Raw genomic sequence first — 12,614 nt, forward strand, 5'->3', positions numbered from 1 at the left:
CCTAAAATTATTCAAAGGGTTGAAAGTAGCTTTGCAGCACGATTTCAGTGTTCGGACTGCGGCCAAAGCCGCGTGCATTGATACGGAAATAGTTGTTTTGGCCAAGCCGAAAGTACTCGATCAAATACTCACTCTGACGAGATACGCCGATAATTTTTGGTCTACCCGTGTAGGTGCCAAAGGGCACGCCACCGCTGAAGTTGCAGTTCTCGGCTAAGCGCGCAGGTTTGCTGCCCAGGTTGTCGTTCCATTGGCCACCCTTCGAGGCTGGCCACCAAGGTTCTGAGAGTTCTGTGTTGCTTGCGCTGGCTAATTTGTAGTCACTGCTTTCGTAGCGCGCAGGATTTATGGCACATTGGCCTTGCGAACAATTGGCGTTGAACTGAGCAATACTTTCGCTGATCGGCCGTGCATCGCCTCTGGCGCAATAGGCACCGGGGCGGATCGCACCATTGGTGAGTAAAAGGTCAAATTCTCCGTCCCTGAGCGCCGCTTCTGCTGCCTCATGTGCGACTTGTGCATCGAGCTGCTGTCTGGCTAAGCGCTCACTCAGACTGACGCTGTTTGCGCTCCAAAGCGCCATGACCGTCATAGCCAACATAAAAAGCAATACGACAACTAATGCCGCGCCGTGCTGGCCCGTCAGCCTAGCCCATGACTTAGCTGATTTTTGGCCTGCGGTAGTGGGTTTGAACGCCTGCATGGACTGCTTTGCTTTAGTGAATAAGCGTTTGCGTGAGGTTGTTGCGCAACGCAAAAATCTTGCGGTAAACGCGGCGTATAAAGTTGTCCTTAGTTGTGACGCGCATGCCTTTGCAGTCGATATAAGTCGATACAGCGTTAGGGCTGGAGGTCAGTTTTGTTGGGCTTAATCCGCGCGCTAGCAGGCACACTTCTACGGATGACACGCGCGACCAGGCATTTCTCGTTTGCGCGTCTATTTCTAAATTGGCCAGCACGTCCATCTGACTGGCGCTGTAGAAAGCAGTTGCTTGCCGGGTTTCTGGGTCTGCGAAAACGCCGTAACGGAACTGCAAATCTTCTATGCCGTTGATTGCCGGCATGTAAGCGCTGGCGCGGTTACCGCTGCAGGCCAGGCTTGCAGTCTTGATGCTTTGGCCATCTTGGTTAAAAGTGACTGGGTTAAGGGTAAATCGGGCCGATACCCATAATGGCGTCTTGGCCGTGCGACCCAAATTGTTGCTTGAGTAGGTCGCAGCGCTGGCGTTGTTGTCCAATCTGTCGATGTTTTCTGCACTCAGACCTACATTGCCGCCGGCGCAATCCATGCGTTGGCCGATTTTTGACCCCATGGCGTCGTTGGTAAAGTAGTTAACCACCAGCGTGTCAGCGGTGATGCTGCTCGACGGGTGTGCGACGCAACCTTCGCCCTGAAAGCGCATGGCGGAGCAGCCGAATACACCGCTGTCAAAGGCTACGGGTGCACCCGCCACCACATTTGTATAGACGTCTACTTGTAGCCGTTCGCGCCCAGTATCCAATGCCCGAATGGCGGGATAAAAGCCAGCGTTAACCAGAACGCGTCCAATCATGTCTAACGCGAATTGACCGCTTTCGTCCACGCTTTGTTGTTCAGCCAAGGCGCGTCTGGTGTTTGAACTGTCTAAATAGAGGTTGGCTGCCGCAATCACAAGCGCTAAGTTGATGACCAGTGCAATCATTAATTCGATGAGGGAAAAGCCGCGCTCTTTTTTTGCGAAAGGGCGGACTTGCTCCGTCATGGCAGCAGCAGTGTGGTGTGGCAGCGCACGCCCTTAGGCACTTGGGCAGTACCGGGGCAGCAGTTTTGAAGACTGGCGTTAGATAGGCCGAGTTTGTCGCAGCTGTCGCTGTCGCGTAGTTGTTCGGTTTCGCGCTTAAGGTCTGATCGGGTGCGGTGCTGTTTGTCAAACCACATCAGAGTTAGCTTGATACCGTCTTGAGAGTTGCCAGAAATTTGCGCTGATCCGCCGGGTATTTCTTCACGCAGTTTGACGCGCCAACTGGCTACATCGCAAACTGACCTTTGCTGCGCACCTAAGTCCGAAGCGTTGCAAAACTTAGGCACTGCGACTGGCACTAAGGCCTGATTGGCCCAGCTGCTCACCAGATGAAATGCTGATGCGTTAGCGCTTTGTTCTTTTTTGGGTACTTGTGACAAATTGCTGCGCATGCGGTCAGAAAAATCCGCTGTTAGAAATGCCAGTTTGGCGCGCGAGGTGGCGCTTACCTGCTGACCTATAGATTGCGCTTGCAGCGCTGCCATGCCCAAGGTTGCAATACTCATGATGACTAGGCTGACAAGAACTTCTATTAATGAGCTTCCAGAGCAAGATTGCGGTGCATTAGCGCGGTCGGGCTTCATAGCTTTGTATTGACGTTATGACTGACGTTATTGCTGGCGTTAGTCTCAATTCTGGTGCGCCCCATGACGTCTACGTAAATGATGCTCGACATAGGGTCTTGGCTGCGTTCGGTGTCGGTAAGCCGCAGTTGACCGGTTTCACCTAAGCTCATACCGCCTTGCGGGCCAAAGCTAAAACTGGTTTTGTTGTTGACGCTGCGCAATGTGTAGCGCTTATCGCTCGCTTGTCTGACCGAGATGATGTAGCCGGGGCTGGCCGGATCGGAGTTGCTCACTGTAGTGCAATTTGGATTGAGAAAAACTATCCAACCCATCTGCCAATCATCTGGCCCATAACCGTCTGCGCCTGAAGCGTTGCACTGAGGTGCGGCTGTGCTTGTGCTGCTGGACTTACAGACGCTGGCGCAACTATTACGGTTAACTGCTTCGGCACGCGCCTTGTGCATAGCGCCTATGAAGTCGTGGCTTAGTGACTGCATATTGCTACGCCTGAAAAACTCGCCCAGAGCCGGTGCTGTCAGCGCGGCGAGGATTGCGGTAAGGCTAATAGTTACTAGCAATTCAGTGAGGCTTAGGCCTGACAGCGCTTGGTGAGCGGGACTAAATGGCTTGTGTGGGCTAGGTACATCTGTACCTAAGGTGCTTGCTGCTGTTGCAGCGATGGCAATTCGCTCTGGCAGAGCCTGATTACTGCGTGGCTCGACTGCAGCGGTCGAATAATGCATGGCGCAATTTTAGGTAGGCCTATCGACTTGATGCCAGCCCACTTATCAGCTTTATTCTGCCGTTCATCCTCCGCAGCGTACGCTCTCTACATTTCGACTTTTAACGATTGACCTCATCCACCATGACTCGAAAATCATCTATGTCTTCAAAGCTTCGGTAGACGCTGGCAAAACGGATGTAGGCGACTTTGTCTAGCCTTTTGAGCTCGTGCATAACCAGCTCACCTAAGTGCGGGGATGCAACTTCCCGCAGGCCTAGGCTGAGTAGCTTTTCCTCTATGTGTTCGACGGCGGCGTCAATTTGTTCGACGCTGACCGGGCGTTTTCGCAGAGCCAACTTCATCGAGTCCAAAATCTTGCCGCGCTTGTACTCTATGCGCCGGCCATCTTTTTTGACTATTGTGGGAAAAGTGACGTCAGCGCGCTCGTAGGTAGTAAAGCGTTTTTCACAGCTGCCGCACTGGCGGCGTCGGCGTATGAAGTCAGCATCTTCTGAGACCCGGGTCTCGACTACCTGGGTCTCAAGATGTCCGCAAAACGGGCATTTCATAACCGCTAGTCCTAGGCTTGTTGCAGCATGAGAAAAAGCAAGCGTATGCCCTGTTTTCTTAGCTGTAAACCGGAAAGCGAGTGGTCAGCGCATGCACTTTTGCACGCACTGCTGCCAAATTAGCCTCGTCACGCGGGTTGTCGAGCACGTCGGCAATCAGCATGGCGGTTTGGCGCGCTTCTTCGTCTTTGAACCCGCGAGTCGTCATAGCGGGTGTGCCTATGCGCACACCGCTGGTGACCATTGGCTTTTCTGGATCGTTAGGAATGGCGTTCTTATTGATAGTCATGTGAGCACTGCCCAGTACGGCTTCAGCTTCTTTGCCAGTGATGCCTTTGGCGCGTAAATCAACCAGCATGACATGGCTCTCAGTACGGCCGCTGACTATGCGCAGACCGCGCTCAATCAAGGTGTTGGCAATGATGTCGGCGTTACGCAGCACTTGCTTTTGGTAGACCTTGAACTCAGGCGCCATCGCTTCTTTAAAGGCAATCGCTTTGGCTGCGATCACATGCATTAATGGGCCACCTTGCAGACCAGGGAAGATGGCGCTGTTAATGGCTTTTTCATGTTCGGCCTTCATCAAAATGATGCCGCCGCGTGGGCCGCGCAGGCTTTTGTGAGTGGTTGAGGTCACGACGTCTGCAAACGGAACTGGGTTGGGATAAACACCCGCCACGACAAGGCCTGAGTAATGCGCAATATCGACCATGAAAATAGCGCCAACGTCTTTGGCGACTTTGGCAAAACGTTCAAAGTCAATCTTTAAGCTGTAAGCGGACGCACCAGCAATAATGAGCTTGGGCTTGGTCTCATGGGCTTTGCGCTCCATGGCGTCGTAGTCAATTTCTTCTTTGTCGTTCAGACCGTAGCTGACGGCGTTAAACCACTTGCCGCTGATATTGAGCGACATACCGTGAGTCAAGTGACCGCCTTCAGCCAAACTCATACCTAATATGGTGTCACCTGGTTTTAGAAAAGCCAGAAAAACTGCTTCGTTAGCCGATGCACCGCAATGCGGTTGTACGTTGGCGGCTTCGGCGCCAAACAGTGTTTTGATGCGGTCGATAGCGAGTTGTTCGGCAATGTCAACATGCTCGCAGCCACCGTAGTAGCGGCGGCCGGGATAGCCTTCTGCGTATTTGTTGGTTAGCTGTGAGCCTTGTGCGGCCATCACTGCTGGTGAGGCATAGTTTTCGCTAGCAATCAGCTCAATATGCTGCTCTTGGCGTTTGTTTTCGGCCTGTATGGCGGCAAAGATTTCAGGATCGGTTTGTTCAATGAGAATGTCGCGGTGATACATGGCAGTCCTTTGGAAAGACGTGGTCCCTGTGCATTAATCAATGCTAGAAGGGCTGCCCAGGCGAACGGCTGATCACTTTAATGTGCCAAAACAGCCATTAAAGCGGTGCGCTTCCCAGTGGTGTCCCACCTTAACTTAACAGCTTTTGCTGCCAAGCCTATCGCCAGTTGCGCACCTATTAAGTGTAGCGCAGAGGAGAAGGCTGTCGCCTTGCCCGGGCTTTACCAGAAAGTGGATAAGGCGGCTACTTTTTCAGAAGCGTTGTCACTGCCTGGGCGACGCTCTGAGGCTGGCAATGACGCTGGAATTGGACGTGATTGACCATTGTTGATGTTGGGCGAGGATGGGCTAAGTCCGGCGACAACAGCTAATAAACGAGCGTGCTCTGCCATGACTTTACTGGTGTAGCCACCGTCGCTATCAAGATTTGCAGCGCCTACGTAGTACTTCAGACCGCCCTCAATAGAGCCAGCACGGGTGATGCACTCTTGCAGCACTTTTACGCCAACGCGTAAATTGGTAACTGGATCAAATGCGGCCAGACGGCCACCGAAGTTTTCATATTTGTCATGATGGATTTTTGTCATCACCTGCATCAGTCCCTGAGCGCCAACAGGACTTTGCGCAAAAGGATTGAAACCAGACTCTATCGCCATAATGGCGAGAATCAAGGTTGGGTCAAGTTTGGCTTGTTGGCCAATCTCGAAAGCGGTTGCAACCAAAACGCTCAACGGCTCCGGTGCCACGCTATATTTTCTGCCCAACCAAAAAGCCAGCGCGGCTTGTTGTTTCGGTAAATCTTTTGGATTTGCCGCAGTTGCGCGATCAATCGCTTCTGGCTCAGTAAAACCAACAATCACTTCCTGGCGATCTTGCAACCAAGTCATGAGTCTGGCCTCGCCAGCTTGGCGCAGATCCGGGCGTGCAGTCAAAGTGATCACAGCAAAAGCCACTGCCAAGCCCAAAAGAGCAAAGCTGTTGTGGGTGATTTCGAAAAAGCCTTTCATAACATCTTCGGCAATATTGCCTAGACTGTTTTTAAGGTTTTGTATTTGCGTATCAAAGCTATGCTTGTAGCTTGAGTTGCGAGATGTTGACATAGCATTCCTGCTCTTACGCTTGACAAACACGGTATAGATGTGAGCATCAAGCTTGGGATTTGGGTCGCGATCAAAGCAGGAACAGCTTTTTTTGCTGTGATACATCCTGTTGGTATTTTGACCCTTAATTTTTCCTAGTCTTGCTAAGACTAAGGACGCGGGCGGTCCGGTTTGGTTTGGACAAGGCGTATCTTAATGGCGTGTCATAACCTGTCAAGTATAAGAAATGCGTTTTATATGCATTAAGGTTATTGCTAGTTTCTTTTGTGAGCTGACGAAAATCTGCTAGCAAGTCTTCAAACACCCGCTCATCACTGGTGAAGATCCAATGACAAAGTCAATCACAATGCAATAAGTGATGAATTTAAATATCTTGAAACTCATTTTTGCCGCGCTTAAGCTGTGTTTAGCCTAACTCGGTTGGGCAGCTGCCGGGTAACCAACCCTGGCTCACAGTGGTGATGATTAATCGTCCCCATTGCACAGTGAGACGATAGCTCTCTCCTGCGCTAAAGCCGGCGTCATGGGTTTGAATACCCGCCGCCAACCCCGGTTAGCCAGTCTGACCGGGGTTTTTTGCGACTGGTAAAGCTGTGTTTTTAGTAGCAAGTCAGTGTTCAAAATGAGGCTGGATTTGTAAGTTAATTGGGTCAAGCCATAAATCGGCGAAAATAGGCAATATTCGTGTTGGCTTGCCGATTCAAGAAGCCGGTTTCCTTCAAAAGTTTTTATCCCTGCCGCTTGGTGTGGGCGTCCAATAGGTCGCCCCTTGGCTGCTTTTTCTTGTTTAATATTTATGCTGCGTTTTCCCATGTCCAAATCTTCCAAATCTGACGCCGCCACAGCGGCCAGCTCCGCGGCCAAGACCGGCTCCGCAAAGTCCGACCAGGTGCATCCGCTGGATGGTTTGACGGGTGGTGCTTTTTCTGCGCCGACCTCGGGTGACAGAACCGCGCGCATTCGCCAGTGGCTGCTGAGTGAGCCAAATGCCGAGCAAATGGCAGAGGTCTACAAAGACTTGGCCAACCGCGACAAGGGCGCAGCCAAGCCACTCAAAGAAAAGCTCGACGAAGTCAAACGCAGCAAGGGCCAGGAAGCCGCCGCCGCCGAGTGGGCCGGCAAGGCCGAAGTCTTGCTGGGTCTGGGTAAGCTTAATTTAGCCGATGCTTTAGCTTGGCAGCGCGATGCCGCCAAGGCTGGCGCACCACTGTCTAAAGAGCCATTAGCAGGCCTGAAAGCCCAGTTGGCTGAACGCGTCAAGACCATCGAAGACTTGCAGCACCGCACACAAGTACAGCGTGAAGCTGCCGTATTGATTGCTCAGCGTATTGAAGTGTTGTCCATCAAGCCTTGGCGTGATGCGCAGAGCGCACTTGAAACTTTGAGTGCCGATGTCGCGCATTGGCAAGCCCAAGCCGATGAAATTGCTCAAGACATTAATTGGGCCAGCGTCGATGCAAAATTTCCGCCACTACTAGAAGCCTCACGCGGCCAGTTGCTAGCTGTCTGGGACGCCTTTCAAGGGGCTTTGGACTTGGCTGTAAAAGCCTCAGAAGATGCCAGTGCTACTTTGCCGGCTGTGCCACTTTGGGCTGAAGAATTGCGCGCCGGTCGTGGCCAATTAGTGCATGCCGTTGGCGAAGCTGCACCCCGCCCGCCGAAAACTAAAATTGATCCTGCTGTTCTTAAAGACATGCGCGAGAAAGCGGCCTCTATTGTTCAAGCAGCATTGCACAAACTTGAGCATGAAGTCACCGAAGGCCACGGCAAAGCCACTCCGAAAGTTGCGGCAGATCTGCGTCAGGCGCTTAAAGAAAATATCCGTAATATCGACAATAAACTCGAAGCTGCAGCCCACGCAGCACTGACGGCCGCCGGCGAACTCGAAGGCTGGCAGCGCTGGCGTGCCGACCAGATTCGTGAAGAACTGGTTGTCAAAGCCGAAGCATTGGTTCTCAAGCCTATGGGCGGACGCAAGCAACAAGAAGCTTTGCGCGTGATGCGCGAGCAGTGGAAAACCAGCGATCAAGGCGGCACGCCCAATCATGCGCTGTGGAAGCGTTTTGATGATGCTTGCAACGAAGCCCACAAATTGGTCGAAGTCTGGCTGGAAACCGTTAAAGAGCAAAGCGAAGCCGCCAAAGCGCAGCGCCGCTTACTGATCGATGAAGTATCGGCTTGGGCTGAGTCGAACAAAGGCAATACCGACTGGAAGCATCAAATCCGTAGTCTCAATGGATTTGTCGACAAATGGCGCGAAGCCGGCCACCTAAGCGAGAAGGCCTTTGCAGAAATGCAGCCGCTCTGGAAAGCCGCAATGGATCTTGCTGATTCAGCACTGAGCACTGCTCGCAGCGATAGCTTGGCGCGCCGCAAAGCCATGATTGAAGAAGCTCAAGCCCTAGGCGCTGAGCCGCAACTGCGGATTGACGCGGTAAAGCATTTACAGCAACGCTGGCAACATGAAGCTCAAGGCGTGCCGATTGAGCGCAAGCAAGAACAAAAGCTTTGGGACGCTTTCCGTAAACCTATTGATGACGCCTTTCAGCGCAAAACCGCTGAGCGTGAAAAAGCCACTTCGGCACTCGGCGAGTTTGACCGCATGGTGTTGGAAGCATCGAAAGCGGTTGCAGTCGCCAGTGCTACCGGCGATGCGCAAAAAATTCATGCTGCTGCCAAAGCTTTGGAAGCCATTGTGCGCGGCCAAGTAGCCGCGCCGGTTGTGGCCGTGCCTGCTGCTGCGCAAGAAGCAGTACAAGCTGTAACGGCTAACGAGAACGACACTGCATCCGTACAAGCGCAGGCTGAGCCAGTAACAGCCGTCGAACTGGACGCAGCAACTGACACCCCTGCGCCAGACACGGTTCAAGAAGCCGTAGAAGAACAGGCTCAAGAAGATGCACCAGCCGAAACGCCTGCCGCACCAAAGGCAGCGCCCAAGCCAGTTGTTGCTATGCGCGGTGATGACCGTCCTGGCATGCGCAAGGCTGAGCCTGCACCGGCTGCTCGTGGCGGCAAATCTGGTGACCGCAAAGACAGTCGTCCGGGCAGCAAGCCGGGCGGTCCGCGTCAAAGCACCGACAACAAGTTCGAGCCTTACCGCGAAGAGCGCACAGAACGCTTTGCGCGCAGCGAGCGCCCGGCCTTTGAAGAGCGTGGCCCACGTTTGGGTGACGCCGCTTTCCGCGCCCAGCGTGAAGCCTTTGAAGCGGCCAACATGGCGCTTAAAAAACTTTCTATGCATGCCCACGGCGAAGTGCTAACCCACGTTCTGACAGCGTGGGAAAAGCGCGATCCTGAGCAATTGCCAAGCGCCCAAGACTTGGGGAAACTGGTCACATCAACCGTGCGTGCGCAATGGGTGCAGGCTGTGGCCAAGCCTTCGGGCAAGGACGCGTCGGACGCCTTGCTGCGTCTTGAAATGGCTTCCGAGTTGCCAACACCGGCCGAGCACATTAGCGCGCGCCGCATGATGCAGTTGCAATTGCTGACCAAACGCAATGCCCCCGCTCCCGCAGAGACTTGGGGCGAAGATGCCGCCAAGGTAATGGCTGGCGAGTTTGATGCCGCATCGGCCAGACGCCTGCAAAACGCGTTGAAGGTTTTGCTCAAACGATAAGCGCTAATTAAGGTGATTAAACCTGCGCCAAAAACAGTGTCTGCGGCCAGTAGGCCACAGACATTGGGCGAAGAAATCGCCAACAGCATCAGCCACGGTGTGATTTTTCTCGCTGTGCTGATGGTCTGGCCAGTACTTATCATCGGTGCGTGGCGTAAGGGCGACTGGATTGATGTGGCGGGCGCCGCCGTGTTTGGCTTGTGCATGGCGCTGCTTTACTTTACCTCGATGCTTTACCACGCCTTGCCTTCGCTGCAGGCAGTGCGCGCTAAAAAGCTATTCCAAGTGCTGGACCACAGCGCGATTTATCTCTTGATTGCCGGCACTTATACGCCGTTTACTTTGGGTGTGTTGCGCGGTCCTTGGGGTTGGAGTTTATTCGTCTTGGTATGGGCCATGGCTTTGGCCGGTATTACGTCGAAAGCACTGGCCGGCATACGCTGGCCGCGTCTTTCCACCGTTTTATATTTGGCTATGGGCTGGTTGGTGATAGTTGCCGTCAAGCCGATGTGGGAACTCGTTCCCGGCTGGGGCCTATTTTGGCTGCTTGCTGGTGGTTTGTCATACACGCTGGGTGTGGGATTTTTTGCCACTGATTCGCGGCTGCGTTACGGCCACTTTGTCTGGCATTTGTTTGTCGCAGCGGGCACCACCTTTCACTGCGTGGCGGTGTTTTATTACGCGATTTAATTCGCGTTGATTTTTAAAATCTGCAGGCTTAGTTTTTACGTTTTCTAGAGATTGCAGTTAAAGCCTAGGCTTTAACTGGCTTGTAAAACGCGTCAAACAGCAGCGCTAAGTCTGCGAATTCCGCAACAAACTGCACGCGATTAACAAAATACGCTTCAGACGTCACTGCAAAAAATTCGGCGGGCGACGTCGCCCCGTAAGCATCTAGCCAAGGCGCTGGCTGTCCAAAGCGCTGGCTGATTGCTAACTGTCCTCTAAAGCGTTCATACGCTGTGTGCATCAGTTGATGCCACTGCGTGTAGGCCGCGCGTGTAGCCAAGGGCGGACAACCATTGGCTGAGCCGTCGCTCATATCTATCTTGTGCACAAACTCATGTATGACCACATTCGAGCCGTGCGCGGTTTTCTCGCTGGACGGTGAGGCATCTTGCCAACTCAATGTAATCGGCCCGCCCTGCATGGCTTCGCCGGCCAACGCTTGGCTATAGCGGTGATGCACACCCGCTGCATCAACCGCTTCCCGGCGCGCCAGCATAGCGCCGGGGTGTATGACTATGCCTTTGAAGTCGGCGTAATAGTCCAGCCCCAAATGCAGCACTGGCAAACAAGCTTGGGCGGCAATTGAGACGGCAATCGCGTCGGTCACTAGCAGTCCATTGGCGCCAGCGAACTCTTTGTCGCCGAGAAATTCGCTGGCCAGTTGGCGCAACTGCTGTTGTTCAGGAATCGGCAACTCGGATAAAAATAAGTACTGTGCTAAGGTGTCGCGCCAAAGCGGTGTATCTATCGGCCGTGGCAGGGACAGCAAGCCGACCGTAGATAGAAATTGTTGGATTTGCTTAAACATGTATTTTCAGTTTAGGCCTGTTCGTTGCCACTTCAGCGCGGTGAAATTGCAAACCCTTGAAAGCTTCTTTAAAGCTCAGACCAGTGAAATACGTTCAATTCTGCTTGGCGTCAGGCGCAATACTTCAGCCCGGGCGGGCGTGGCTGCGCCATCCCAATCGCTAAGCACAATACGCGTTAAGCCAGCGCCAAGATCGTGGCTAGCTGGCTTGTGAGTGTGGCCGTGAATTAAGGTGTTGGACTTTGCCGCGCTAAGCCAAGCGCGTGCGAACTTAGCATCGACATCGGCGTATTGAACGCCGGAATTTTTCCGCGCTTCGCTTTGCGCTCGCAGTGCTTTGGCAATCGCTTGGCGTTCGGCCAGTGGTTTGCTTAAAAATGCTTGTTGCCATTCTTTTGTGCGCACTTGAGCTCGAAACTGCATGTATTCCAAATCATCAATACACAGCGCATCTCCATGCGAGAGCAAGTAATTTTGACCCGCCCAATGCAGTACGCAGGGGTCATCCAACAAGCTGGTTTTACAGTCGAACAGCAGGCCTTGGCCGAGTAAAAAGTCACGGTTGCCGTGCATGAAAAAAAGCGCCAGCCGCTCACCCGTTGCGCGGATGATGTCGGTGCACTGCTTTTCAAAGCTCGCATCAGCTGGACTAACTACATCATCTCCAACCCAAACTTCGAACAGGTCGCCCAACATAAAGACGGCGTCGGCAGAAGTGTTCTGCATATAGCGCTGCCAGAGCGCAAAAGTGGCCGGTTCATTGGCCTGTAAATGCAGGTCCGAAATGAAATCGACCGTGCGCCAGTGTGCTGGCGCATTAAGCGCAGCAAACCGGGGCACGGTCTGAATCATATTGACGTTTTTGTCTGAAAATTACAGCGCGACGGCTTTTTCAATGATTACGTCGGTCTGTGGCACATCGCTGTGACCGGATTTATTGCCAGTCTTGACGGCTTCAATTTTGTCCACTACATCCATGCCGCTGATGACTTTGCCAAACACTGCGTAGCCCCAGCCCGAACCGCTAGGTGCGCTGTGGTTGAGGAAGTTATTGTCGGCTGCATTGATGAAAAACTGCGAGCTAGCTGAGTGCGGCTCATTGGTACGGGCCATGGCCAGGGTGTACTTGTCGTTTTTCAGGCCGTTGGTGGCTTCGTTCTCGATTTCACCGTCGGTTGATTTTTGTTTCATGCCGACTTCAAAACCGCCGCCTTGAACCATGAAACCAGGAATTACCCGGTGGAACACTGTATTGGCGTAATGGCCTTTGTTCACATAGCTCAGAAAGTTAGCAACTGTTTTTGGCGCTTTAATGGCGTCAAGCTCTATCGTGATGATGCCGTGGTCTTTAATGTGCAGTTCAACGGTTGGGTTGGTCATAGTGTGTCCTGATAAGGTTTAAAAAATATTGCAAG

The 12,614-nt window shown here is 52.9% G+C and carries 13 protein-coding genes and 1 riboswitch; of the genes, 2 read left to right on the top strand and 11 right to left on the bottom strand.

Annotation, left to right across the window (positions count from 1 at the left end):
• Window positions 1-7: 7 nt before the first annotated feature.
• From HC248_RS05560 to HC248_RS05595, 8 genes are all read right to left on the bottom strand, one after another.
• Entirely contained in the window at window positions 8-703 is a 696-nt protein-coding gene (locus HC248_RS05560; RefSeq protein ID WP_168921639.1) for a pilus assembly PilX family protein, read from the bottom strand.
• A 13-nt stretch (window positions 704-716) separates the two neighbouring features.
• Window positions 717-1,742, bottom strand: a complete 1,026-nt coding sequence (locus HC248_RS05565; RefSeq protein WP_168923689.1) for a PilW family protein — start codon at window positions 1,740-1,742, stop codon at window positions 717-719.
• Window positions 1,739-2,365, bottom strand: coding sequence for a type IV pilus modification protein PilV (gene pilV, locus HC248_RS05570; RefSeq protein ID WP_168921640.1), 627 nt, complete (start codon window positions 2,363-2,365; stop codon window positions 1,739-1,741). Before pilV ends, HC248_RS05565 begins: the two co-directional genes overlap by 4 nt.
• A complete protein-coding gene (locus HC248_RS05575; RefSeq protein ID WP_168921641.1) occupies window positions 2,362-3,090 on the bottom strand; it encodes a GspH/FimT family pseudopilin in 729 nt (242 codons plus the stop codon). Before HC248_RS05575 ends, pilV begins: the two co-directional genes overlap by 4 nt.
• 100 nt (window positions 3,091-3,190) lie before the next feature.
• On the bottom strand, window positions 3,191-3,640 hold the full coding sequence (gene nrdR, locus HC248_RS05580) for a transcriptional regulator NrdR (RefSeq protein ID WP_168921642.1): 450 nt from the start codon (window positions 3,638-3,640) through the stop codon (window positions 3,191-3,193).
• 58 nt (window positions 3,641-3,698) lie between these two features.
• The gene (glyA, locus tag HC248_RS05585; protein WP_168921643.1) at window positions 3,699-4,943 is read right to left on the bottom strand and encodes a serine hydroxymethyltransferase; all 1,245 of its coding nucleotides are present in this window, start codon (window positions 4,941-4,943) and stop codon (window positions 3,699-3,701) included.
• A gap of 47 nt (window positions 4,944-4,990) precedes the next feature.
• A riboswitch (ZMP/ZTP riboswitch) is annotated at window positions 4,991-5,124 on the bottom strand.
• 40 nt (window positions 5,125-5,164) lie between these two features.
• Window positions 5,165-5,950, bottom strand: coding sequence for a lytic transglycosylase domain-containing protein (locus HC248_RS05590; RefSeq protein WP_238342781.1), 786 nt, complete (start codon window positions 5,948-5,950; stop codon window positions 5,165-5,167).
• Window positions 5,951-6,508: 558 nt separating this feature from the next.
• On the bottom strand, window positions 6,509-6,856 hold the full coding sequence (locus HC248_RS05595) for a hypothetical protein (RefSeq protein ID WP_168921645.1): 348 nt from the start codon (window positions 6,854-6,856) through the stop codon (window positions 6,509-6,511).
• Here HC248_RS05595 and HC248_RS05600 point away from each other — a divergent pair.
• Together HC248_RS05600 and trhA are read left to right on the top strand one after the other, a co-directional pair.
• Window positions 6,855-9,662, top strand: a complete 2,808-nt coding sequence (locus HC248_RS05600; protein ID WP_238342732.1) for a DUF349 domain-containing protein — start codon at window positions 6,855-6,857, stop codon at window positions 9,660-9,662. The genes HC248_RS05595 and HC248_RS05600 overlap by 2 nt on opposite strands.
• Before the next feature lie 12 nt (window positions 9,663-9,674).
• Window positions 9,675-10,352 carry a PAQR family membrane homeostasis protein TrhA gene (gene trhA / locus HC248_RS05605; RefSeq protein ID WP_238342733.1) on the top strand — a complete coding sequence of 226 codons (678 nt, stop codon included), beginning with the start codon at window positions 9,675-9,677 and terminating at the stop codon, window positions 10,350-10,352.
• A gap of 64 nt (window positions 10,353-10,416) precedes the next feature.
• Here the strand turns inward: trhA and HC248_RS05610 are convergent, their stop codons facing one another.
• The 3 genes from HC248_RS05610 to HC248_RS05620 form a co-directional block, all read right to left on the bottom strand.
• Window positions 10,417-11,199 carry a M90 family metallopeptidase gene (locus HC248_RS05610; protein ID WP_168921647.1) on the bottom strand — a complete coding sequence of 261 codons (783 nt, stop codon included), beginning with the start codon at window positions 11,197-11,199 and terminating at the stop codon, window positions 10,417-10,419.
• A 75-nt stretch (window positions 11,200-11,274) separates the two neighbouring features.
• Window positions 11,275-12,051, bottom strand: a complete 777-nt coding sequence (locus HC248_RS05615) for a UDP-2,3-diacylglucosamine diphosphatase (RefSeq protein ID WP_168921648.1) — start codon at window positions 12,049-12,051, stop codon at window positions 11,275-11,277.
• Window positions 12,052-12,072: 21 nt separating this feature from the next.
• Window positions 12,073-12,579: a peptidylprolyl isomerase gene (locus tag HC248_RS05620; RefSeq protein ID WP_168921649.1), complete on the bottom strand. Its 507-nt coding sequence runs from the start codon at window positions 12,577-12,579 to the stop codon at window positions 12,073-12,075.
• Window positions 12,580-12,614 lie beyond the last annotated feature (35 nt).

Origin of the sequence: Polaromonas vacuolata (genome assembly GCF_012584515.1) — a bacterium.
Lineage (GTDB): Bacteria > Pseudomonadota > Gammaproteobacteria > Burkholderiales > Burkholderiaceae_C > Polaromonas > Polaromonas vacuolata.